Here is a 24,647-nt window from a genome sequence, read left to right on the forward strand (position 1 = left end):
CCAGGTTGCCCTGCACGCCGTTGCGCGCAGAGCATCAATGCGATTTTGGCACCGCGCGGTTCAGGCGCCCAAGGCGATAGGGATCATCAAGATGTCACCAATGATTAGATTTATACGTCAAATTCAACCAAGAGGCTACTTTTGCAGCATTTCTGCGTCTTGATCTAGAGTCTGATTGGATTTTTACGTATATTTAGCTCATGAATGGATTTTCTAGACATCAGGTAATCAAGCATCTGCAAGCGGACCTTCCCAGGGGGGCACCGTTCGATCTGCAGCAGCTCGAAACCTTCGGCGTTTCGCCCCAGCTTGCCGCCCGCTACGTAGAAAGCGGATGGCTGGTGCGCCTTGGCCACGGGACATACGCGTTTCCCAACGACAACTTTGACGTCACCGGCGCGCTGCGTTTCCTCCAACAGCGCGTCGCAGGCTTGCACGTAGGCGGCAAAAGTGCTTTGGCCATGCAAGGGGTGCGGCACAACCTGAGCACACGCGAAATCTTAGTGCTGTGGGGAGAGGCGCGCTTCAGCCTGCCGGCTTGGTTCAGTGCACGCTTTCCTGCCAGGTATGTCAACGCGCGGCTGTTTGACTGGCCTGACACAGGCGTGGCCGACAAGACTCTGCACACGCCTCCGGGCCAGCCGAAGGAACTGCAAGTGGCGGTGCCCGAACGCGCCGTACTCGAGATGCTGTACGAAGCGGGAACCCGACAGAGTCTGGAAGAGGTTCGCAACCTTTTCGACGGTTTGCGCTCGCCCCGTAAGGAATTACTGGGCCAGCTCCTGTCCTGTTGCACCAGTGTCAAAACCGTACGCCTGTTCCTGACCTGGGCTCGCGAGACCGGCGTGGTTGATGTAGATGCACTGGTACAGCAATACCCGCTGCGCACCGGCAGCAGCAAACGTTGGATGAGCCGCATGGACGACGGCACCCTACTGAGCCTCAAGCCTCATGGATAAGCAATACGCGGACACCGTCCGCCTGCTACTGAACATCACCCCCGACGTGTTCGCCAACGACATCTTCGCGATGAAGGGTGGAACGGCCATCAATCTGTTCGTTCAGGATATGCCACGCCTGTCGGTCGACATCGATGTCGTCTATCTTCCCTGGCATGTTCCTCGGGATGAGGCGCTCATGGCCATCAATGAAGAGCTAGCCGCGATCGCCCAACGCGTCGAGCCACTGGGCATCCAAGCCCGTTTGATTCGCAGCAAGGAGCTGGGTGACACCAAGCTGATTGCCGAGGACGAGACCAGCCAGGTGAAAGTGGAGGTCAACGTGGTGTTCCGAGGCAACGTCCTACCTGTTACCCAACGCCCCTTGAGCAGCAAAACCAGTGACCTGTTCGGGGTGCAGTTCAGCGTGCCAACGTTGGACACGGCCGAACTCTACGCAGGCAAGCTGGTCGCAGCTCTCGATCGTCAGCACCCGCGAGATCTATTTGACGTCTGGCGCTTGTTCGAGACGGGAGGTATCACCGACGAGATGGTCGAGTGCTTCGTTGTCTACCTTGCGGGCCACAACCGTCCGATCCATGAAGTGCTGTTCGGCAACGACAAAGACATCGCCAATGAGTTTGAACGTGCGTTCGTCGGTATGACAGAACTTGATTGTCCGCTTGAGCAACTAATAAGCACTCGCGCTCGGTTGAGACATGAATTGCCTAAACGCCTGAGTAGCAAGCACGAGAGTTTTCTCCGTGGGCTGGCGCGTGCGCAACCTGACTGGTCTCTGCTGCAGTGTCAGCATGCGGAGCAACTCCCCGCGCTGCGCTGGAAACTATCAAATTTGGTGAAATTCATGGATAGCAGGCCACGCGATTTACTACTTCAAGCCGACATGCTTGATGCTGCATTTGAGACTGTTCGGAAGTAGCGGTCCCAGGCCTCACATTATTGCCTTACGGCAAGTATTCGTCCCGCAAAGCGGGCGCCTTAGATGCCGAAAAAAGGGGGAAAGGCATTGCGTATAGAGCCTTGCCTTGCCTCCACACCCTGAAGGATCCTGTTAACAAACGGGTTCGAAAGGGTGAATGGAATGGATGCCAAGGGGAACGGGCCTACCCGAAAAAGGAAAAGGCCCGTTGTAGCTCACTCCCTTGAGGTCCGCGATGTTTAAACTGTTTCAGAGAAAGCCACCAGTAGTACCCCGCACCGAAGTGGCAGTTACGGCCGAAACGGTCAACGGATTCACGAATCCAAAGGGAGCAGCGGTGCTGCTCGCCACGCCACGCCGCCAAAAGCTGCTCGAGCACATCTGGCAACGTACTTCATTGCCGCGGGGAAAATTCGCCTCGCTCTATCAAGTACCGTTGGAACGCTACGCCGAACTAGTCCAGCAGTTTCCTGCATCTGAAAGTCATCATCATGCCTATCAGGGAGGCATGCTCGATCATGGTCTTGAGATCGTTGCATATGCCCTAAAACTTCGACAGTCGTATCTACTGCCCACCGGTTCAACACCAGAAGACCAAGCCGAGCAAGCCGAAGCCTGGACTGCGGCGACAGCCTATGCATCCCTATTGCACGACATAGGTAAGCTTGCAGTGGATCTGAGCGTCGAGCAGTCAGATGGCGCCACGTGGCATCCCTGGCATGGGCCTTTGCAGTTACCGTACCGATTTCGGTACCGCGAGAATCGTGAGTACCGCTTACATAGCGCTGCGACAGGACTGCTATACAACCAACTTCTCAATCGAGAAATTCTCGATTGGCTCAGTGGGTATCCGGCGCTGTGGTCGGCGTTGCTGTACGTTCTGGCCGGACAGTATGAGTATGCTGGTGTTTTAGGTGAGCTAGTCGTACAAGCAGACCGCGCTTCAGTGGCACAAGAACTGGGCGGCGACCCTGCACGAGCAATAACAGCACCGAAACATGCCCTTCAGCGCAAGCTGTTGGATGGATTGCGTTACCTAGTCAAGCACGAGCTAAAACTGAACCAGCCGGAGGCTTCTGACGGCTGGATAACTCAAAATGCCTTGTGGCTCGTAAGCAAGACCGTTTCCGACAAGCTCCGCGCACATCTGCTATCTCAAGGCATGGATGGCATTCCATCCAATAACACTGCCATCTTCAACGTACTTCAAGAGCATGGCTTATTGGTTCCTACAAAAGATGATCGGGCAATCTGGCGTGCAGTAGTCAATAACAATGCTGGATGGTCGCATAGCTTTACTTTGCTGCAGATTTCGCCCGCATTGTTTTGGCAACCCAACGAACGCCCCGCATCATTTTCAGGAACTGTGACTACTCTCGATGACCAGGAGGACATCGACGCAGCGATTCCTTTGCCGTCCACAATGACAGCACTACCGGCCCATTCCAACGCTACCGCATACTGGACCGCAACCGATGATGGGGAGACTGAATCAATTGATGGGCAGAACTTTCCCGACACACAAGCGGTGGATGATCTGTTGTCAATTTTCTCTTCCCAAGAAGAAGGGGCTGCAGAAAATTCGTCACCACGTCCAAAACAGTCTCCCTCATGCGATAAGCCGTCAGTGTCATCTGAAGAGAGATCATTCCAACAGCCTCCTAGCCCCGCCACTCTGCCTTCAGCAAAGCACTTTATTTTCTGGCTAAAGCAAGGCCTTCAGTCGCACAGAATTCTTATAAATGACGCGAAGGCCCTTGTGCATACCGTCGCTGAGACCGCATATCTCGTTAGTCCAGGTGTATTTCAGCGTTATGCACAAGAGCATCCAGCGATTTCATCAATGGCAAAAGCAGAAGAACAGCAGAATTGGCAATGGATTCAAAAACAATTCGAGAAACTTCAAATCCACCGCAAGCAGCAAAGCGGATTGAATATTTGGACATGTGAGGTAGTTGGCCCACGGCGGTCACGGAAACTGCATGGTTATCTACTGGATGACCCCAAGCAAATATTTAACGAATGCCCCCCGAATAATCCGTACCTCCAAGTGGTGTGACAGATGTACTTTGGTCGCTGCGAACGGTTGGATTCACAGCATTCGCGAATACAGCCTTCTGTCCCAGCACAGCGCGCTGCCCTGTAGAGGTCGAGGCCGAATCCGTCGCTGTGCCAGAGAACCTAAGCGGTCACTCAAGCCGCATCGAACGGACGCCGTGACATCAATGCAAATACCCCCCAGCCCAGATACTCACGGGAGTATGTGACATGACGCTCCGGCTCAGAGGTCAGTTTGGAGCGGACCATCTCAGTCAGCTCATCCTCAGGATTCGCTTCAAGCCATCGGCGCATGGTGAGCCATTTGGCGGCCTCGTAACGATCCCAACCATCTTGATTGGCCAGAACCATTTCAACAACGTCATAGCCAATCTCGCCGAACGAGGCGATAAGCCTTGGAAGCACAAGAAAGTGGGAGATCGAGTAGGCGAGACATCCCTTGGCCACGTCCTCCGTCGGCGGCAACTGCCGCCAATAGGGCTCACCTATCAGGACGACTCCTCCACTCCTAAGGCTTCGCGCTAGAAGCTCGATAGTGCCGGCGACTCCTCCGCCTATCCAGGTAGCTCCTATGCAAGCAGCCACGTCAACCTTGTCCTCGGAAACATAGCCAGCTGCATCGCCATGGATGAACTTAACCTGTTGAGCTACGCCCAGGTCTTGAGCGCGCAGCTTTGCTTTTTCAGTGAACAACGGGCTCATATCAATGCCAGTACCCACGATGCCATAATCACGAGCCCAGGTGCACAACATCTCACCGGATCCGCTACCTAGATCAAGCACTTGCGTCCCTGCTTCAAGACTCAATGCCGAACCCAACGTGGCGAACTTGTCGGGGGTGAATGGAATATGAATGCGGTGCGCACTCTCCATAATGCTGAATATTCGAGGAATGTCCATTCTTCTGTCCAAGGTTCAAGTAACGATGGAATAGCCGCCGTCAATATAGTGCACTCCACCTGTGAGGTTCCCTGCCGCGGGTGAAGCCAGAAACGCGGCCATCTCCCCCACATCCTCAATTGTGGCCAAGCGATGCGTTGGTGCTTGCCTGATAACACTCTCCATCAGCTCATGAAAATCATCTATGCCGGATGCGGCCCTTGTTGCTATAGGTCCTGGCGAAAGGGCGTGCACACGGATACCTTTTTCACCAAGTTCCGCAGCTGCGTAACGCATGGCGCATTCAAGCGCAGCCTTTACAGGCCCCATCATGTTGTAGGTTTCAACTACCCGATTCGCACCAAGAAAAGAAACTGTGAGACAAGTTCCACCGTTGGTCATCCGTGACTCTGCCATGTGAAGCATGCGTAGAAAAGAATGGACGGACACGTCCATTGCTTTCGAGAAACCGATCGCAGAACAGTCGATTAATCGACCATTTAAATCATCTTTTGGTGCAAAGGCAATTGAATGCACCAAAGTGTCAAGCTTCCCCCATCGTGTATCAATTTCAGAAAAAACCTCTTCCAGTTGATCGGGATTGGTGACATCCAACGGCAGCATGATCTCCGCGTCCAATTGCTCAGCAAGAGGCCGAACGTACACCTCCGCCTTTGCATTTAGCCAGGTAACTGCCAACTTAGCTCCGCAACGATGCAGCGCCTTGGCACAGCCCCACGCAATAGAATCTTGATTGGCAATGCCTACCACGAGAGCGCGCTGCCCCTTTAATGAACTCATGCTCTGCAGCCCCTTCGAAAATATCAACGGAATAGTCGTATAGGATCGTTTTCTTGACAGTTTTCTAAAGTACAGAAAGCATCAAAAAAAACACCCTGATACCAGGAAATCGGCCAGCCGCAGTTTGATCTTGAAAAAGCGCAGATACTTGAAGTGCGACGAATGACCGAAGACCTAACTGTGTGGAGGCTCTGAGAAAGCACTGACGTCATTGGCTCCATAGCCCTTTGGGTGCTCCACTTCGGAAGCACGCTCCTTGACATAATTTCCAGGAGCGTCCCCGCAAGGACGATAGCCTTTGCCTACGGTCCCAATCCTTGGTGGCTTGACGGGAGTCCCTCCCTGACTGTTAAGCCAATCCACCCAAGCGGGCCACCACGAGCCCGTGCGGCTTTGCGCAATCTGACGCCATTCGTCTGGAGCTTGGTAGGGAGTACGTGCGAGGCGTCTATGTATCAGGTACTCGCGACGTGGACGCCCCGGCTCACTGACAATACCGGCATTGTGCCCCCCGTTGGTGAGCACAAAAGTGATCTCTGCCTGGGAAAACAGGTGCAACTTATAAACGGACTGCCACGGAGCAACGTGGTCAGATGTCGTACCCACACAAAATGTCGGTAGGTTGATGTCTCCTAGCGAAACAGGGCGCCCATCCACCAAATACCGTCCTCCGCTCAGATCATTGTTGAGATACAAACGCCGGAGATACTCAGAATGCATACGTGCTGGCATGTTGGTGGTGTCGGCATTCCATGCCATCAAATCGTTCATCGGCCGACGATCTCCCAGCATGTATTCATTGACTATGCGCGACCATACAAGCTCGTAGGAGCGCAGCATTTGAAATGCGCCACTCATTTGACGGGCATCGAGATAGCCTGCGACAGCCATGTGAGCTTCGAGAAGCGCCAACTGGCCCTCGCTTATGAATAGCCCCAACTCACCAGGCTCACTGAAGTCGGTCTGAGCCGCTAAAAGCGTGAGTGAAGCCAGGCGTGTGTCCCCATCCCGTGACATGGCCGCAGCTGCGATAGACAGAAGCGTTCCCCCCAGACAGTACCCTGCAGCATGAACCTGGCGCTTCGGAACTATGGCGTTGATCGCCGAAAGAGCAGCTTGGATACCTAGCACTTGGTAATCCTCCATGCTCAGTTCTCTATCTTCCGATGAAGGATTTCGCCAAGAGATGCAGAAAACCGTGAATCCCTGACCGACCAGGTATCTAATAAGTGAGTTACGTGGCGACAGATCCAAGATGTAGTACTTCATGATCCATGCTGGAACTATCAGAAGCGGCTCTGAGTTGACCTTTTCGGTAGTAGGCTCGTACTGTATTAATTCAATCAGACGATTTCTAAGAACTACTTTCCCCGGCGAAACGGCCACGTCTCGGCCGACTTGAAAGTTCTCAGCTCCAGGCGGGAGACCTCCAGAAACGCTGCGATTAAAGTCGTCCATTAAGTTGGAGAGTCCACGCAAAAGGTTTGCACCATTTTCAGCGCGCGTTCTCTCCTGGACAACTGGGTTGAGAAAACCAACATTGAATGGCGAGAGGGCGTCCAACCATTGCTTCGTTGTAAATTCGACAATACGTTGTGACTTCGGATCAACTCCCCATATTCCCTGAGTTGCCTCTGCCCACCAGCTCGACTGTAGCTGAAACGCTTCGCGAAAAAGGCTGTAGGGAAACTCATTCCAAGCGGGATCAGTTAAGCGCTGGTTTTTGGAGATGGGAAGTTGAGGCAACGGATCGCCTTGAGCCACATGAATGCAAGACTGCATGATTAAATCTGACAGATGCCTGGTCTGGTCATCCCCCAACTTAATCAAATCATTCAACTTGGCCGGACTTGATGCGAGATGTAGAGACCAGTCCATCCAGGCAAGCAATCCTGATTCAGGTGAAAAATTCGACCAAGCTTTCGCCCATGCTGCATGGAACTCACCGTCATCTTTTTTTGAATGCGCATCTTTGTCGTTTTGAGCCATAAATTATCTCCGCGCGCTTGCGGTTCTGCTGACAAATAAATACCTAGAGCGCGCCGAGGTTAAATTAGCGACGCGTTTGATATCATGATTTTGTAACTAACAAATCGCCACACCGGCCCACTGAATTCCGATGGGTTTAGGCAGAAAACTCTCTGAAACCTCAGTGGAATTTTTTATTGTTCTTGCAGCGCTGGCGGATTTACCATCGCCGGATGGGACTGCCGAACCAGCAGAACTGGAACAGGTGCAAGGCGCGCGACTTGTTCTGCATCACTGCCGATGAGGACACGGTCCAGCCCTCTACGGCCATGAGTGCCAATGACCACGACATCACAACGTGTGGTCTCGACCTGCTTCACTATCAAATCAGAAACGCGCTCGCCCTTACTGACAATCAACGTTGTCTCGACAGCGATCCCATCTTGCCGCAAGCGGGTCGCAGCTTGGTCAAGCATTGCCTGACCTCTGGACAAGAACCCCGGAAATACTTCGTCGATGTAGACCTTTGGCGGCTCAAAGCCGCTGCTGAGTCTCAGTTCCTCGATCACGTGCAAAAGAACGACCATGGCACCATTCGTTTTGGCTAGATCGGCGGCATGCTCCATCGCGTGATGAGAAGTTTCACTGCTATCTAGGGGAACCAGTATTCGCGAGTACATAGCTTTTTTCCAAGAGTTAGGACGATAAAATGGCAAACGCAGCAGGCAGCGAACATGGCGTGCGGCCACCCATTCTTCATTGGTCGGTTCGACGCCTACGACGACTCGGCTATCTGCGCATGAGATCACTCGCGAATTGAGGGCGTTTGCTTGTTCATCAATCTTCACCCCAAGGTACTCAAGGTCACGGCAGACGCGATCACGAATAAAGTCGTTGTGCTCACCAACTCCAGCAGTAAAGATCAATAGATCAAGCCCGCCCAGAACGGCAACTAAAGCGCCTATCTCGCGAACAATCCGTCGCACATAGAGATCTAGCGCCAGGCGTGCGCGTTCACCGGCCTCGCCGGGATCAGACTCATGCTTAAGAATTACTCGTGGCTCTGCCGATACGCCGGAAAGACCTAGCAAGCCGGACCTGCGAAACAGGACATCATTGACTTGGTCAAGCGAGAGCTTGTCGTTACTCATCAAGTAAAGAACGGCACCAGGATCGACAGCACCTGTACGCGTCCCCATCATCAGTCCGTCAAGCGCGGAGAATCCCATGGTGGTCGCAATGCTCTCCAGATTTAGCATGGCGCATAGGCTTGCACCATTTCCGAGGTGCGCGACAATCGTGCGCCCCCGGGCTGTCTGAGGATATTGCTCGGCCAAAGTCGTCGACATGAACTCGTACGACAAACCATGGAAACCATACCGGCGAACACCGCGCTGCCAAGCTTCATATGGGAGCGGTAGCACCTGTTCGAGCTTTGGTATGGAATGGTGGAACCCCGTATCGAAGCACGCTATTTGCGGAATCTCAGGGCGCTCACGCAATAGATGTTCTATGGCTTCAACTGTGACTGGCTGATGTAGGGGAGCTAATGGAATGAAACTTTTCAAATCAGCCAACACATCAGCGTCAATGCGTACCGGCGCAAAGTACTTGCTTCCACCATGGACCACTCTATGCGCTATGCCGCATAAGCCTCGTCCGTTCAGTCGATGAAAGACCTGCTCAAGGATATGTTCCAACGCATCGCGAAACGGGTGCTCAGTGCTGAGATTGATGCGATACGGTGCCGTCCCTGTCTCACCAAAGTCCGGACGCTCCTCTCCTATACCTTGAACCTTCCCGTTCCAAAGTGGTTTGCGAGGGATAACCGGAAGCGACGCATCGAATACAGCGAATTTGATGCTCGATGACCCGCAGTTAAGGACGAGAATTAGAGCGTCTGCGATCTGACTCATAAAAAATCAAGCCTCTAGAATATGGGTGAACAAGAAGAGCTTATTGCTGATGCATGGAACCATCAGTGTCATGACTTTGCTGTGCTGGATAGTGGCGCACTCACGGCGGTGAGTTGCCGTAATAGGCGGCCAGCATCACGGCGATGGCACATGAGGAGATTCTTGCCTCGCGAGAGTCCGCGCGGCTGGTCAGCACGATCGGCACCTTCGCGCCAATAACGATGCCGGCGCTGGCCGCATCCCCCATGTACTCGATTTGTTTCGCGAGCATGTTGCCGCTCTCCAAATCGGGGACAACCAACACGTCTGCCTGTCCAGCGACTTCGGATCGAATCCCTTTGATTTGTGCTGCAGCTGGCGACACGGCGTTGTCGAGAGCCAATGGGCCGTCCAGCACTGCGCCACTGATTTGGCCTCGGTCTGCCATCTTGCACAGCGCGGCGGCTTCGAGCGTGGCAGGCATTGATGGATTAATGGTTTCCACTGCAGCAAGTATTGCGACGCGAGGCCGCTCAACACCAATGACATGCGCCAGATCAATCGCGTTTCGGATGATGTCGGCTTTATCCAGCAGACTAGGCGCAATGTTGATTGCTGCATCAGTGATGATGAACGGGCGTGGGTAGAATGGCGTCTGCATCAAGAAGCAATGGCTCACGCGGCGCTTAGTACGAAGCCCCGCTGATGAAGTCAGCACCGCAGCCATGAGCTCGTCGGTATGCAGGCTCCCCTTCATCAAGGCTTGTACTTCGCCCTGTGCTGCCATCTTGACTGCCTGTGCCGCTGCGGCATGACTATGGGGGACGTCAACAATGGACAGGCTCGTCAGATCGAGCGCTGCTTCAGCGGCGATGGCATGTAGTCGTGCCGCAGGTGCCACCAAAACCGGCTCGATCAAACCAGCCTTATGCGCGTCCAATGCTGCAGATAAGCTCAAGGCATCGCAGGGATGTACAACGGCTATCCGGATCGGACCGAGTGGCCTTGCATAGTCGATAAGCGCCTTCGAGCCTGCCTTTGCGCTCGTCAATAGACGCACTTCCGGCAGCGCTGTGCGGTCAACCACAATGTGTTCGCGCGTAGCGGTGATTTCGGCTTCGCCTTCGATCACAACGACTCCATCCTGATTAACGCATTGGCAGTCAAGAACGACACCTAGGTCAGTCGGATCAAGGCGAAGAATCTCTACAGTTACTCGTAGCGAGTCTCCAATCCTGATGGGCTGCAGAAACTGTAAGTTCTGACGTCGATAGGTCGAACCAAGGCCAGGAAGGCGAGTGCCCAGGATTCCGGAGATCAGTGATGCTGCCCACATGCTATGAGCAACAACACCTTGAAACTGGAGAGACATATCAGACTTCGGATCAGCGTTGGGCGGCTCGAAGCCACCGGACTGCAGCGCGAAGAGCTGAGCGTCCTGAGCGGTCAGGGTGCGTTCGATGCTGGCCACATCACCAACAGCCAACTCATCGAAAATCTGATTGCGCAATACGGAGACATCTTGCATCACGACCGTCCTCTACGATTTACCGGCACTCGCTTGGCGGATGGTTGTTTGACCTGAGCCTTAGGTTCTTGCTGAGCAGGCGATCTTGGCGCTTTAGGTTGCGTAATTACTCGTTGAGAAGCGGCCTTTTGCTTTGGCTTCCGCAATGCATCAAGCACTGGGGCGTCGATTGCCTTGGGTATCGGACTCTCAGACGGTGTAACACTTGAGTTGCGTTGTTCCGCCGCAACGTTAAACACCGCAAGCATGCGTGCAAGCGATGTTCGTTCGTCGTCGGAGAGTTCGGTTTCAGCGAGATGAATCATCTGCTCAACAGATGAAGCCAATGCATGGATTTCATTCGCGTTGGCGCTTACGAGCAGTGTTGGGATTGCGGCGATGGCCGCATCCATGTCATATGCCAGCAGCAGCGCCTGGCCACGCACAAGGCGGCGCCATTCGGCCATGTCGTAGCGTTCATTCTGAAGTCGCTCGTCGCTCAGCTGTGCAGCATGGCGATAGCGTGTCGCGTTGCCTTCGGTGCGATTGCGCAACACGTAGAACAGAGCGCGCAAGCCGGCTTCCAGCAAACCTCCTTGCGACATACGAACCTGAGCTTGGGCTAGCTCATGCTCCGTGAAATCACGGTGTTCTGGCGAGTCACCAGGATGTGGGCGAATGCTCTCGTCATCTAAATTTCCCTGTGCAGCAAGCGCTTGAACCCATGACGAACCATAGATACTTTCGAAGATCAACGCCTGAAGCTGGTCTCGATGGTCTCTATAACGATCCAGCATATATTCAATAGATCCCGACATCTCCCGTTCGGCGACCAGGAACGGGTTGGCGTCATCTACTGGGTGGCGCTGTTCTTCAATCTGCTGCGCAGTTTTCTGGATGGTTCCAGCCAATGGATGGGCGCTAGACCACCAGCCGTAGGACAGTCGCAGTGGGTGGAGTGCTTGCATCCACTGTGCCGAATAACTCGATGCACATGCCTTTACCCAGGGCTGAAGGAAATTCCGGTAAAGACCAAGATTGATATTGGATATCTGCTCTGCGGCAGCGAATCGGCGGTCACTTTGCGGATCTGGTTTAACGACAGACCGAACCTCATCCACGCTGCTGGGCCGGATGAGCATTGTGAAGTTGCCATCGGCAGCGACATCTGACTTCTCCGTGTCCACCACGTCTGCACGGTAAACCCCAGCAGGAAGCAGGTCGATGATGTCGATACCTGCAATAAATTCGCGGTGTTCCTTTCTTCCCACGCTGCCTGAGACGAAGATGCCGAGATGACCAATGCTCTCATGCGTTGCGAACACAATGGTCTGATCATGGCTCAGTATGTCGGAGTCATCTCTATAAAGATCTGTGATCCAACCCAGCGCCTGTGGTGGTGGGGTTATGTTGTCCCCGTACGAGCAGAAAACCACAATGGGTGAGCGGATGTTGCGCAGATCAATGCGCATGCCGTCTGAGGTGATAATTTCTGCCGAAGACAGCTTGTTGCCAATGAACAAGTTGTCCACGATGTATTGCATCTCCACATCGTTGAGAAAAACGTACCCGCCCCAGTATTTCTCAAAACTCAGATAGCGCGATGCTTCGGTATCTACATTGGCGTACAGGTTGTACTGCTTACTCCACCATGTATTGGCGGGGTTAAGGCTCTCGAAATTGCGCACCAGCCAAGCACCATCGAACCGACCAGCTCCCAGATCGCTTGTCAGAGCCGTCAGCCAGCTTCCACCTAGCAAGCCACCCGCATATCGCATCGGATTGTTGCCCGCCCAGTATGAAAGTGGCGTACCTGCCACGATGATGGGGCCGAAAAGGTCCGGCCATAGTGCGGCCGCCATGAGAACCTGCCAGCCGGCCTGGCAATTGCCAATCACAGCAGGCTTCCCTACGCTCTCGGGATGCAACTCGCTCGCCCTACGCACGAACTCAGCATCAGCGCGAGTGACATCCTCGATGGTTTGACCCGGTACTGGATCTGGAAGGAAACCGACGAAGTAGCACGGATGACCAGCCTTCAGTGCCGCGCCAATTTCGCTGTCGGGTTTAAAACCTCCGATGCCTGGGCCATGCCCCGCGCGCGGGTCGAATACTACGAAAGGGCGCTTGCCCTCGTCAGTCGGTTGGTCGATGGTTGGCAGGATGCGCACCATCACGTAATTGACCGGCCGCGGAAGATCCAGGCCGGACATTACGAACTCGCTAGGAAAGTCCAGAACGTTGGGAGTTTCTTCGAGCAGATGCGCTCGGTACTGATCACCCCGTTGTCGCAGAACATCGCTGTACAGGATCGCCCTTTGCCATGCATCGACCGTATACGTTGCCGCGGCCTGCGTCAGGGCCCAGGGACTGCTCATGAGCGAGGTCCACTGCTGAGTGTTGAATGTTTCATTGCTCATGAGAATTTCCTAGGTCCGGTCCGTTGGTGGAAAGTGCGCGTTCAGTGCCGTTCGATTGCCAAAGCGATACCTTGGCCTCCGCCAATGCACAGCGTTGCCAATCCTTTGTGGGCGTCTCGACGGATCAGCTCATGCACCAGACTTACGAGGATGCGAGCGCCTGATGCTCCGATCGGGTGTCCCAATGCGATCGCTCCGCCATTGACATTGACTTTCGACGCATCAAGTTCCAGGTCATGGGACACAGCAAGCGCTTGAGCGGCAAATGCCTCGTTGGCTTCGATCAAGTCCAGTTCATCAAGAGTCCAGCCGGCCTTTTCCAACGCACGCCGAGTTGCCGGGACAGGTCCGATCCCCATGATGGCGGGATCGACACCTGCGGTTCCCCATGCCTTGATCCAAGCCAGCACCGGCAGCCCCAGAGACTGTGCTTTGTCGGCGCTGGCCAGCAGCAGCATTGCTGCGCCGTCGTTGATCGTCGAGGCATTGCCAGCGGTAACGGTGCCGTCCTTCATGAAAGCGGGTTTCAGCTTGGCAAGAGCCTCCGCCGTCGTACCTGCGCGTGGTTGCTCATCGGTGTCGAACTCAATGGGATCGCCTTTGTGCTGCGGGAGGCTCACCGGCGTGATCTCGTCCTTGAAACGGCCTGCAGCGATGGCGGCGGCAGCTTTGTCTTGTGAGGCGGCGGCGAAGCTATCCTGTTGAGCGCGCGTTAAGCTGAATTGCTCCGCGAGATTCTCCGCAGTGATGCCCATGTGGTAGTTGTTGAATGCATCCCACAGGCCGTCTTGAATCAGGCTGTCCTGCAACGGCGCATGCCCAAGCCGCAGCCCTGTTCGCGCTTTAGGCAAGACATAGGGTGCGAGGCTCATGTTTTCCTGGCCGCCCGCCAGAACCAACTGGGCATCGCCCGCTTGGATGGCTTGCGCCGCCAACTGAACCGCCTTAAGGCCCGAACCGCATACCTTATTGATGGTCAGTGCTGATACCTGATGCGGCAGTCCGGCAGCAAGCGCAGCTTGGCGCGCCGGGTTCTGGCCGCTGCCGGCGGTAATCACCTGCCCGAGAATGACTTCGTCGATCTCTTGGACAGCCACACCGGTGCGTTGCAGGATGGCCTGAATCAAAAGAGCTCCAAGTTGTGGAGCAGGAATGCCAGAGAGACTGCCTTGGAAACTGCCAATGGCAGTACGTGTAGCTGCAAGGATTGCGATATCCGTCATGTTCCGAGCCTTGTTCAAATTGGTAAAAGCACTGCCAGGTTGCGCTTGCGCCTTCCTGGCAGTGCAGCCATCAGTCAATACATGTGCTGTCCACCGTTCATCGATACGTTGCTGCCGGTCATGAAAGCAGCGGCATCACTCACGATGAATGCGATCAACGCGGCGATTTCCTTGGGCTTGCCCAGGCGCCCAATGGGAATTGCCGCGACGATCTGCTTCAGAACATCCTCAGCCACCGCCGTGACCATCTTGGTCTCCAAGTAGCCAGGCGAGACCGTGTTGACGGTTACTCCCTTGCGCGCCACCTCTTGGGCCAAGGCCTTGGTGAATCCATGTATGCCTGCCTTGGCAGCCGAGTAGTTCGTTTGACCGAACTGCCCCTTGTTACCGTTGATCGAGGACACGTTGACGATACGGCCCCAGCCACGGTCCAACATCCTGTCGAGCAATGGACGAGTGACATTGAAGACCGAGTCGAGGTTGGTTCGCAGAACCGCGTCCCAGCTCTCCTTGGTCATCTTGCGAAACGTCCCGTCGCGAGTGATGCCGGCGTTGTTGATGAGGATGTCGACCTGATGGCCATCAGCGTGGATCTTGTCAGCCATGCCTTGGCATACCACATCGTTGCTGATGTCCGCCTCATAGGCAGTGAACGCATAACCGTGCGCCAACTGCTGTGTGAGCCACGCCTGAACGTGGCTGTTCTGCGGCGAGTAAGTCACTAACACGGTGTGCCCGGCGTCATGCAATGAACGCGCAATTTCCTCTCCAAGCCCCCCCATGCCCCCCGTTACAAGGGCGGTACGTTTTTCCGCGCTCATGGCTCAACCCGCCTTCTCAGCCTTGGCTTTGGTGTTTTCAGCGGCGGGCTGCCAAATGGCCCCCCATTGCTTGAAAATGTCCGGGAAAGGCTGGGCAGAAGTGGTGGCTCCCACCACCTCCGTCACCGACTTTTGCCAGCTTTCCAACGCTTGCTGCACACCAGCGGTGAAGGCGGCTTGATTCTTGACTGCGATCTGGTTGATCGTCTGCGTATCGGTGATGCGCGACTGGAAGAGCCTCCAGAAACTCTCGGCTGGCAAAGTAGTCAACGATTGCCAATTGGCCGATCGCAACAGGCCTTCGATCTCCGCCGTCGTTTCAGAGATGTTCTCGCTACTTGCCTGCTGGGTGGCTTCAAGCCAGCGATGGCCACTCTCCTGCAGCAGCCGGGTCAGCCGCAGTTGAAGTTCGGTGTTGGCCTTGTACAGATTCAAGGGAAGTGCTTCGATGCTCATGGTCTTTTCCTCTGTGGTTTTCCCACGTTTATGCCCGTGTGGGCGGCTATCAGCCCATTTGGCTGATCGTCTTCCGAAAGCGCTGAAGTGACATGACGAAAAGAGCTGCCCCTATCACCAGCAACGCCAGAAAGTTCTTCCAGACAACCTCCAATCCAGCACCGCGGAAGAGGATGGATTGGCCTAATTCAAAGAAGTGAGTTGTCGGCGCAAGTAGCATGAGGTTCTGCAAGAGCTCAGGCATTGACTCACGAGGCGTCATGCCGCCAGACAGCATCTGTAGCGGAAAAAGCGTGAGCATCAAAAGCAATCCAAACTGGGGCATGCTTCGCGCAAGGGTTGCCATGTAGATGCCCAAGGCAGTCATGGCAAATATGCACAAGGCTGCACCGGTAAAGAACAGAAGCAATGACCCTTGGACAGGGACTTGCAGCGCTCCATGGATCACGAGGATGAGCGACAGGCCCGTGCAGACCAAGACCACCGACCCCATGGACCAGATCTTCGAAATCATGATCTCGCCAGGCGTGACAGGCATCACCAACAGGTGCTCGATCGTTCCATGTTCGCGCTCACGAATCAGGGCGGCACCTGTCAGAATGATGGCGAGCATCGCTATCATGTTGATCAGTTCGGCGACGCTGCCGAACCACGACGCCTCCAGCATCGTGTTGAAGCGTGCTCGCACCACCAAGTCGACCGGCTGCTCGGACGTATTGCGGAAGCGTTTTACGAACTCTTCAATTTCCCCGTAAACAATCTGCTCAACGTGCTGATGCCCAATGAAGGCTTGACTCATCTGTGTGGCATCGATATTGAGCTGGATCTCCGGAACTCTTCCAGCGAGGACATCGCGCTGAAAACTGGGTGGAATGTTCAGGACGAAGGTGAACTTTCCGCGATCCATGCCACCATCCATTTCCGCCACTGAAATCCGCTCTGGCTGCGTGAATTGCGGTGCATAAAACGCCGAGATGATCCGCTCGGAAAGCAACGATTGATCTTCATCGACAATCGCAATGGATGCGTTATGGAATGGCTCCGGTACAAGCGTTGCTGCGCTATAGATGTCGAGCGTAAATATGTACGCTGTCAGCAGGAGCATGATGGGGTCCCGTATCAAACTCCAAAACTCCTTACGCCCAAGCCGGAGGATATTCATGAGGCTGCGCATCTCATCTCTCCTGCTTCTTCAGAAAGAAAATTGCGGTCCCAATGATCAGCGGAATGGAAATGCCCATCGCGATCACCGTCAGGTACAAATCATTCATTCCGAGCGCTTTGCTAAAAACACCGCGACTGATCAAGACCATGTGCGTTGCTGGATACATCTCCCCAAAAGTTCGAGAGCTTCCTTCTAGAGAACTCACTGGGTTGATGAGGCCGGTGTACTGCATCGCCGGAATAAGCGTGCCTATCACGGCAATGAAGAGCGCCGCGATTTGACTACGCGTGATGGCGGATGCCAACAAACCCATGCCCGTTGAAACGATGCAAAACAGAAGGGCCGATAGCGTGAGCGTGATGAAACTGCCCTTGATCGGAACTTGAAAGAGGGTGACCGACAACAGACACATGCATAGAAAATTCACCATGCCCAGGCCGACATACGGAAGCTGCTTACCGATGAGAAACTCCGTGCGGGTGACCGGTGTGACGTAGAGATTGATGATGGAGCCCAACTCTTTCTCACGCACCACGGCCAGGGCAGTCAGCATGGCCGGCAGCATCAGCAGCAGAAGAGCCACGATCGCAGGCACCATGGCCTTGATGCTCTCAACATCTGGGTTGTAGCGATAACGCGCCTGTATAGAAGCCTGTCCAGGAGCCGCAGAGTTCGGGCGCAGACCGGACTGCTCGGCAATCCAATGGGCATACACGCCGTTCACATAGCCCTTTACGGTCTCTGCGCGGGATGGCATCGCACCGTCAATCCAGGCAGCGATTTCTACCTTGCGACCACGGGTCAGGTCTCGGCCAAAACTGGGAGGAATCTCAATGGCGACTGTCAGCTCGCCGCGCCGCATCCGTCGATCCAATTCGTCTTGAGAGCTGATTGGCGGCTGCTCCAAGAAATAGCGAGAGCCTGACAAGCTCTGTATGAAACTCCGGCTGACGGCGCTTTGGTCGCCATCCAGAACTGCGAAACGCATATGGTTGACGTCCATGTTGACGCCAAAGCCCATCATGACCATGAGCAGCAAAGAGCCCACCAGCGCCGTCGTCGCACGTATGGGATCCCTTCGCAACTCCAGCACCTCACGCCAGGCGTAGCTCAGGAGGCGCTGCAAGCTGAAGGATTTGGGGCTCACTGGGTCCAAGTGAGGCTTGCTTTCGGAACTCTTCTCAGCCCCGCCATCCACCTCGGATTCTTTGGCTGGAGCACTACCGTCGGCATCGACCAGATATCCAATAAACGCCTCTTCCAGCGTCTTGGCGCCGCGCTTTTCCACCAACCGGGCTGGTGCGTCACTGTCGAGCACTTTTCCGGCGTGCATCATCGACATGCGATCGCAGCGCGCTGCCTCGTTCATGAAGTGGGTAGAGATAAAAATCGTTACGTGATCGCGACGCGAAAGTTCAACCAGCAGGTGCCAGAAACCGTCGCGCGCGACCGGATCCACCCCAGAGGTGGGCTCGTCCAGAATCAGCAATTCCGGCTTGTGCACCATTGCCACGGCCAGCGACAGACGTTGGCGCATGCCGAGGGGAACACTGTCTGGAAGGCTGTCGAGAATAGGCGCGAGGCCAAACCGTTCCACCATCTCATCGACGCGTCCGGCGATTTCGCCAGCAGGAACGTGGAATAGCTGCGCGTGCAGCACCAAGTTCTGGTGAACAGTCAACTCGCTGTACAGAGAGAACGCTTGCGACATGTACCCGACGCGCCGTCGCGTATCGATATCCTTGGGATCTACTTCATGTCCGAACAGCCAAGCATTTCCTTCGGTGGCCACCAGCAACCCGGTCAGCATCTTCATCGTCGTGGACTTTCCGCAGCCGTTGGAGCCAAGGAAGCCAAATATCTCGCCACGCCGAATACGGAAGGACACGTGGTCTACGGCGGTGAAGTCGCCGAATCGCATCGTCAGATCCTTGGCTTCGATCGCGATGTCGTCCACATCGGTTTGAAGCGGTGGGATCTCTACCGGTTTGTGACCACGTTTCTTCTCTTCTGGAAGCAACCTGATGAATGCCTCTTCGAGGCTTGCACTGCCTGTGCGCTCCAAGATCTCCTTGGGCGTACCAGTGGCCAGCACACCACCGTCGTCCATTGCAACCAGCCAGTCGAAGCGCTGGGCCTCGTCCATGTAAGCGGTGGCCACAATGACGCTCATGGAAGGGCGCTCACTGCGAATCCGATCAATCAAATCCCAGAACTGTGCGCGCGCCAACGGATCCACGCCCGTAGTTGGCTCATCCAATAGCAGGAAGTCGGGATCGTGAATCAGTGCGCAGCACAGTCCCAGCTTTTGCTTCATTCCGCCTGAAAGCTTGCCGGCAGGGCGGTCCAAGAATGAATTCAAGCCTGTGCTCTGCGTCAGGTCGTCAATGCGCCTGCGCCTTTCAGCTTCTGAGTGGCCAAACAGCCTGGCAAAGAACTGAAGGTTCTCTTCCACCGACAAGGTCGGATAGAGGTTTTTGCCCAATCCCTGAGGCATGTAAGCGATACGAGGGCATACGAGATCGCGGTGCGTCTTGCTGCGCATGTCACCGCCCAGTACCTCGATCTGTCCGTCCTGGATTGCACGTGCGCCGGCCAGTAGAGACAGCAAGCTGGATTTGCCGACGCCGTCGGGGCCGATCAAGCCGACCATGCATCCGGACGGTACTTCAAGATCCAGAGCGGAAAGCGCGACCGTGGAGCCATAGCGCAGGCTCAGTCCACCCACCCGCGCAACGGCCTTGTTAGACACCCCAACGTTCATTGGTCACTCCTGCGCGCGAATGGCAAGTGGAGTGGGCCAAGAAGACTCGGCATCGAGTTTTACCCAAGCAACGCCTGGCACGCCTGCCTTGACCTCCTTGGCATGGCGACGCAAGAAATCTTCAGAAACCTGAGCGCGCACCCGAAACATCAGTTTCTGGCGTTCGCTGGCGGTTTCTACGGATTTGGGCGTGAATTGAGCATTGCTGGCAACAAAGGAGACAGTTGCCTTGATCGGATTGTCAGGTGCTGAATCCAGGACAATACGAACTTCGCTGCCAAGTTCGATACGCCCGGCCGCTTTCTCTGGAAGAAAGAAGGTCATGTAAACATCGGACAGGTCGATGATGTTCAGCACCGTCCCGCCAGGGCTTAGTACTTCACCCGGTTCGGCAACGCGAAACTGCACGCGACCGTCTCGGGGAGCGCGCAGCTCGCTGTCGTTGATGTCGGCATCAATGCGGGTGACCGTGGCGAGTGCTGCAACAACGGCGGATCGAGCGCCCACCACATCCGCCTCACTCGCTTTGACCGCGGCCTGCGCGGCCGATACCTGCGCGACGCTAGCCGCCACAGCTGCTTGAGCACCACGTACAGCCGCTCTGTTGTCATCCAACTCCTGAACTGACGAGGCGCCTTCTTTCGACAAGATCTCTGACCGAGCGACGCGGCGACGTGCCGCGTCCAGTTCAGCTTCTCGCTGTGCAACCACAGCTTGCGCAGCGACCAAGTTGCTCTTGTTCAATGCCACTTGGGCTTCTGCCGAGCTGACAGCGTGCTCAGCTCTCTGGCGCCCCGCGTCGGCTTCTGCGCGCTGCGCCTGCAGGATGTCCACTTGCATCCGTGCCAGCGGTTCACCCGCTTTGACCACGTGCCCCTCGCGCACCAACACCTGCTCGATGCGTCCCCCGAGCTTTGTGGAAATATCCGTTTGAATCGCTTCGATTCTTCCGTTGCCGCTGACGAATCCTTCGCCATATGCATCGCCAGACTGCGATGACCAGTACCACCAGCCAGCTAGAAGCGCGCCTGCTATCAGCACGGCAGGTAAAACTTTGTTTTTCATGGAAATAGACATATTCATGTGCGTTATTCACCGAATGGAGGAAGGTGTCTCTGCCCGTGCGGGATGTACGGGCATGGAGCGAGATTCAAGATCTGCTCCACCACCAAGCGCGGCGTACAACGCCACCTGACTGGATAGGAACGAGCGACGTACCTGGATGAGTGACTGCTGGGAGTCAAGTAGGTCGCGCTGTGCGTCCAACACTTCCAGATAGGCTGCAGAGCCGTTGTCGTAGAGCAGTTGTGCAAGGCGCGCACGTTCCTGCTGAACATCCAAAGAGGTGCGCGCAACACTCAGCTCCTCGGCGAGCCATAGTTGATCGGATAGCGCATCAGCCACTTCTCGGAACGCTGTCTGAACAGTCTGCTCATAGCTGGTGATCGCCATGTCACGCCGGACTTCGGACAACTCGAGACTGGCCCGCCTTTGTCCACCGTCGAAGATGGGCAGGGAAACTGTGGGTACGAATGTCCACGCTCGACTACCTGACTCGAACAGGTCGTTGAGCTGCGAGCTTGCAGTGCCCCAGGTGCCGGTCAAGGCAATACGAGGAAAGAAGGCGGCACGCGCTGCACCGATGTTGGCATTCGCCGCACGCAAGCGATGTTCGGCTGAAAGAACATCCGGGCGGCTCACCAGCAACTCCGACGGAAGCCCGGGCGTCAACTCAACGAAGTCCGCAGGCTCAGGCATTTGTTTTGCCGACCACTGGAGGTCGGTACCGCTGCCAAGCAGTTGCGCCAGGGCGTGGTATTGATTCGCCCGCTGCTTGGCGAGCTGCACCTGCAGAGATTTGGCCTGGTTCAGAAGCGTCTGAACTTGGGTAAGAGCGAGTTTGGAGGTCGATCCAACCTGATATCGGCGTTCGAAAATGCGATAGGACTCTTGGCGACTGGCGACTGTTTGCTGGGCGATCGCGACGCGATCGTCCAGTTCTCGCAGCCCTAGATAGCCATCTGCGACTTGCGTGATCAAGGCGATCCGTACAGCTTGATGCGCAGCATCCGTGGCCAACCAGCTTTCCAGCGCTGACCGATTAAGGCTACGGATTCGCCCCCAGAGATCAAGCTCCCAACTGCTGAGGCCCACCTCAGCTCGGTACTCCCCGCCCACCTGAGGCACACCTGGTGGGTTGAGGTCTGCCGGGACTCTTGACCGTGCTGCTTTCCCTCCAACACCTACCCCTGGGAAACTCTCGGAGCGCTGGATGCGGAAAGCTGCACGAGCTTCTTCGACACGTAGCACCGCGGAGCGCAGATCCTTGTTGTTTTCCAGCGCTGTTGCAATAAGTTGGCGCAGAAGTGGGTCGGCAAAATACTGCTCCCAAGCAAGCTCAGTTGCTTGTCGGCCTTCGCTACCTGTTCGCGTGCTGACGTCCAGCCACGCATTGGGAACAGGCAACGGCGGAGTCGCATCCGGCGGGGCCATCGAGGTGCAGCCGGCAAGCAAACTGATCAAAACCCCAGCGGCAACACTGCCGAGAGGCGTTGCGCCTGGAGACCTCCGAGAGGCGCATAGGCGTGGCGTACTAGCGCCTTGATCGCCAGGCTTGTAAGTCATACGGAGCCCTTCTCGTCTTTGTCGGCGACGGACGCTCCAGGGAGCATGCTCAACAGCTGCGTGCTGATACGTTCACGCAACTCCGCAGGGATGGTTTGGTTCGTGATTGACTCATATGCCCAAAGACCGTCGGCGGCTAAGCGAACAATCCAGTGCATCGCATCATGATCCGGTGTCTCGCCGACAAAGCCTGGTGCCCACCGAGAAATGACGCCCGTCCAAGGGGCCGCCAGCTCAGGACTGGTGGAGCCTTCAAGCATGAACTGCAGCTCTACGCGAGTGGCACTCATTTGGGTGGCCACCTTCACATATGCAGCGAAACGCTCCTGCGCCGTCGCCTCCTCTGCAGTTTTTCCGGCCGCGGCCTCCAGAGCGCTTTCCCATTGCTGGGAAACATATTCGTGAAGCCCCAACAGCAATGCTTCACGCGAAGGGAAGTGATACAACATTCCACCGTGGGTCAGACCGGCTTCGACGGAGATTGACTCATAGGTGAGAGCAGTGATTCCTTCTCGACTGACGACACGAATTGCCGCGTCGAGGATCTTTGTACGATTGCTTGAGCGCATATACCGAAAACTCCATTAATGAATTGAGGACGCAGATGAGCCCGGCCCATACGTACGCAGCATGTGGCGTGCGACGACTGCGCCAATACCCAGTATTGCCCCAACAACCCAGAGCACCACGACGTAGGCATTTGCAAATGCCGATGAAGCGGCTTCAATAATCGTTTGATCCGTGTGCCCCCCTTGCGTGGCGAGCTCAAAAGCCTGCGCGACGCCCGAAGCAGCGATGTCAGGCGTACCTGGCGGAAGCTCCACGCCCGTGGAGTACAGCATTCCCAATAGGCTACCGAGCAGCGCCACAGCGATGAGACCGCCGAACTCGTACGAAACCTCTTCGACTGACGAGGCCATGCCAGCTCGCTCGGGAGGGGCGTTGCCGACGATAGCGGCGGACGCCACGGCCATCACGAGACCGAGCCCAGCACCATTCAAAACCATGCCGGCCACAAGCCAACCGATTCCATAGTGAAGACCTGCAGATGTGGCGACCGCCCCTAGGGCCGCAATGGCCAAGCCGCCGGAAATCAGCATTCGCAAGCCAAGTTTGTGCAGAAATGCTCCGCCCATCAGCGCTGTCGGAATTGTGCCGAGCACGACTACAGACACAAGCAAGCCAGCCTGCAAAGGGGTAAAGCCGGCGACCAACTGGAAATACTGGGTGGTGGCCAACTGGGTACCTCCCACCGAGAACATAGTCATCGCCGCAGCGATGACCCCCGCGGAGAACGCTGGATTGCGGAAGATTGAGAAGTCGAGCAGCGGATGAGGCAATTGAGCTTGCCGACGAACGAAAACGAACCCTGCGGCAACTGCAACCAGCCAAGCAAGGCCACCCCAAAGCCAATCAGGATGCGCCTGCGCAAGATGCTTGATCCCTAGGGTCAGCGCCGACAGGGCGACTAGCGCGAGAACCGAGGAAAACAGATCCCAAGGCTTGCCTCTCTCAATCGAGCCTGACGGCGCAAAGATCACCGTTCCGATGATGGCCAGTACAACCACCGGGACATTGATGAGGAAGACCGACCCCCACCAAAACCGCGCCAGAAGGAGCCCACCAATGATCGGACCTAGTGCAGCACCGACGATGGCAATGCAGCCCCAGATGGAAATCGCAATGTTGCGCTCTCGCTCGTCGGCAAAGGTGATACGGATCAGCGCCAGCGTGGCCGGCATCATTGCCGCCGCACCTACAGCCAAGACAGCGCGGGCACCGATCAAGACGGTAGAGCTTGGGGCGAAGGCGGCAGCTATCGACGCGATGCCAAAAATGACCAGCCCCACAAGGAACATCCGCCGATGGCCAAGCCGATCACCAAGGGTTCCGGCCCCCAACAGCAACCCTGCCATGACCAACGGATAGGCATTGATGATCCACAAGCCCTCCGTCGGCGATGCATGCAGCTCACGCGTGAGGATCGGCAGCGCGGTGTACAGCACCGAATAGTCGACCGTGACCAGCAGCAGGCCCGTCGCAACTGTGACCAGTAGGAGCCATCGTTTTGATGCTGAGAGGGTTGCCATTTCCATTTATCTGTATTCCGGATTGAGCCGACGCAGCACCCTTTTCGAGGCATCTACGGTCCATGCAGGTTGAGACTGTACATTACATCCTGTATAG

18 protein-coding genes are annotated in these 24,647 nt (G+C 55.7%); 3 read left to right on the plus strand and 15 right to left on the minus strand.

Annotated elements, in window-relative coordinates; all coding sequences use genetic code 11:
* The first annotated feature begins 200 nt into the window (after positions 1 to 200).
* The 3 genes from C3F42_RS07910 to mobH all read left to right on the plus strand — a co-directional run bounded on the left by C3F42_RS07910 (position 201) and on the right by mobH (position 3,937).
* Positions 201 to 959, plus strand: a complete 759-nt coding sequence (locus C3F42_RS07910) for a type IV toxin-antitoxin system AbiEi family antitoxin domain-containing protein (protein ID WP_070414157.1) — start codon at positions 201 to 203, stop codon at positions 957 to 959.
* Complete coding sequence (locus tag C3F42_RS07915) at positions 952 to 1,878, plus strand: nucleotidyl transferase AbiEii/AbiGii toxin family protein (RefSeq protein WP_070414156.1); 927 nt, start codon at positions 952 to 954, stop codon at positions 1,876 to 1,878. The genes C3F42_RS07910 and C3F42_RS07915 overlap by 8 nt, the downstream gene beginning before the upstream one ends.
* Before the next feature lie 235 nt (positions 1,879 to 2,113).
* Complete coding sequence (mobH, locus tag C3F42_RS07920) at positions 2,114 to 3,937, plus strand: MobH family relaxase (RefSeq protein ID WP_070414155.1); 1,824 nt, start codon at positions 2,114 to 2,116, stop codon at positions 3,935 to 3,937.
* A gap of 134 nt (positions 3,938 to 4,071) precedes the next feature.
* Here the strand turns inward: mobH and C3F42_RS07925 are convergent, their stop codons facing one another.
* From C3F42_RS07925 to C3F42_RS07995, 15 genes are all read right to left on the minus strand, one after another.
* Positions 4,072 to 4,836, minus strand: coding sequence for a cyclopropane-fatty-acyl-phospholipid synthase family protein (locus C3F42_RS07925; protein WP_070414154.1), 765 nt, complete (start codon positions 4,834 to 4,836; stop codon positions 4,072 to 4,074).
* Positions 4,837 to 4,851: 15 nt separating this feature from the next.
* Positions 4,852 to 5,616 (minus strand): enoyl-ACP reductase FabI, encoded by a 765-nt coding sequence (gene fabI / locus C3F42_RS07930; RefSeq protein ID WP_070414153.1) that lies wholly within the window; start codon positions 5,614 to 5,616, stop codon positions 4,852 to 4,854.
* Positions 5,617 to 5,790: 174 nt separating this feature from the next.
* Positions 5,791 to 7,605, minus strand: a complete 1,815-nt coding sequence (locus C3F42_RS07935; protein ID WP_070414152.1) for an alpha/beta hydrolase — start codon at positions 7,603 to 7,605, stop codon at positions 5,791 to 5,793.
* A gap of 173 nt (positions 7,606 to 7,778) precedes the next feature.
* Positions 7,779 to 9,500, minus strand: coding sequence for an acetate/propionate family kinase (locus tag C3F42_RS07940; protein WP_083285223.1), 1,722 nt, complete (start codon positions 9,498 to 9,500; stop codon positions 7,779 to 7,781).
* Positions 9,501 to 9,600: 100 nt separating this feature from the next.
* Positions 9,601 to 11,007 carry a bifunctional enoyl-CoA hydratase/phosphate acetyltransferase gene (locus C3F42_RS07945; protein WP_070414151.1) on the minus strand — a complete coding sequence of 469 codons (1,407 nt, stop codon included), beginning with the start codon at positions 11,005 to 11,007 and terminating at the stop codon, positions 9,601 to 9,603.
* Positions 11,007 to 13,406, minus strand: a complete 2,400-nt coding sequence (locus C3F42_RS07950; RefSeq protein ID WP_104444257.1) for a DUF3141 domain-containing protein — start codon at positions 13,404 to 13,406, stop codon at positions 11,007 to 11,009. Before C3F42_RS07950 ends, C3F42_RS07945 begins: the two co-directional genes overlap by 1 nt.
* A 41-nt stretch (positions 13,407 to 13,447) precedes the next feature.
* On the minus strand, positions 13,448 to 14,629 hold the full coding sequence (locus C3F42_RS07955; RefSeq protein WP_070414149.1) for an acetyl-CoA C-acetyltransferase: 1,182 nt from the start codon (positions 14,627 to 14,629) through the stop codon (positions 13,448 to 13,450).
* 74 nt (positions 14,630 to 14,703) lie between these two features.
* Positions 14,704 to 15,450, minus strand: coding sequence for an acetoacetyl-CoA reductase (phbB, locus tag C3F42_RS07960; RefSeq protein WP_070414148.1), 747 nt, complete (start codon positions 15,448 to 15,450; stop codon positions 14,704 to 14,706).
* A gap of 3 nt (positions 15,451 to 15,453) precedes the next feature.
* A complete protein-coding gene (locus C3F42_RS07965; protein ID WP_070414147.1) occupies positions 15,454 to 15,906 on the minus strand; it encodes a phasin family protein in 453 nt (150 codons plus the stop codon).
* A 49-nt stretch (positions 15,907 to 15,955) separates the two neighbouring features.
* Complete coding sequence (locus C3F42_RS07970; RefSeq protein WP_104444258.1) at positions 15,956 to 17,080, minus strand: ABC transporter permease; 1,125 nt, start codon at positions 17,078 to 17,080, stop codon at positions 15,956 to 15,958.
* Between the two features lies 1 nt (position 17,081).
* Positions 17,082 to 19,835 carry a ribosome-associated ATPase/putative transporter RbbA gene (rbbA, locus tag C3F42_RS07975; protein ID WP_103272848.1) on the minus strand — a complete coding sequence of 918 codons (2,754 nt, stop codon included), beginning with the start codon at positions 19,833 to 19,835 and terminating at the stop codon, positions 17,082 to 17,084.
* A 3-nt stretch (positions 19,836 to 19,838) separates the two neighbouring features.
* Entirely contained in the window at positions 19,839 to 20,918 is a 1,080-nt protein-coding gene (locus C3F42_RS07980) for an HlyD family secretion protein (RefSeq protein ID WP_070414144.1), read from the minus strand.
* A gap of 9 nt (positions 20,919 to 20,927) precedes the next feature.
* Positions 20,928 to 22,328, minus strand: coding sequence for an efflux transporter outer membrane subunit (locus tag C3F42_RS07985; protein WP_234452784.1), 1,401 nt, complete (start codon positions 22,326 to 22,328; stop codon positions 20,928 to 20,930).
* Between the two features lie 128 nt (positions 22,329 to 22,456).
* The gene (locus C3F42_RS07990) at positions 22,457 to 23,029 is read right to left on the minus strand and encodes a TetR/AcrR family transcriptional regulator (protein ID WP_103272849.1); all 573 of its coding nucleotides are present in this window, start codon (positions 23,027 to 23,029) and stop codon (positions 22,457 to 22,459) included.
* 15 nt (positions 23,030 to 23,044) lie between these two features.
* Positions 23,045 to 24,556, minus strand: coding sequence for an MFS transporter (locus C3F42_RS07995; protein ID WP_233772731.1), 1,512 nt, complete (start codon positions 24,554 to 24,556; stop codon positions 23,045 to 23,047).
* Positions 24,557 to 24,647: the final 91 nt, after the last annotated feature.

Origin of the sequence: Pseudomonas sp. PONIH3, from assembly GCF_002934345.1 — a bacterium.
GTDB classification, from domain to species: Bacteria; Pseudomonadota; Gammaproteobacteria; order Pseudomonadales; family Pseudomonadaceae; genus Aquipseudomonas; species Aquipseudomonas soli.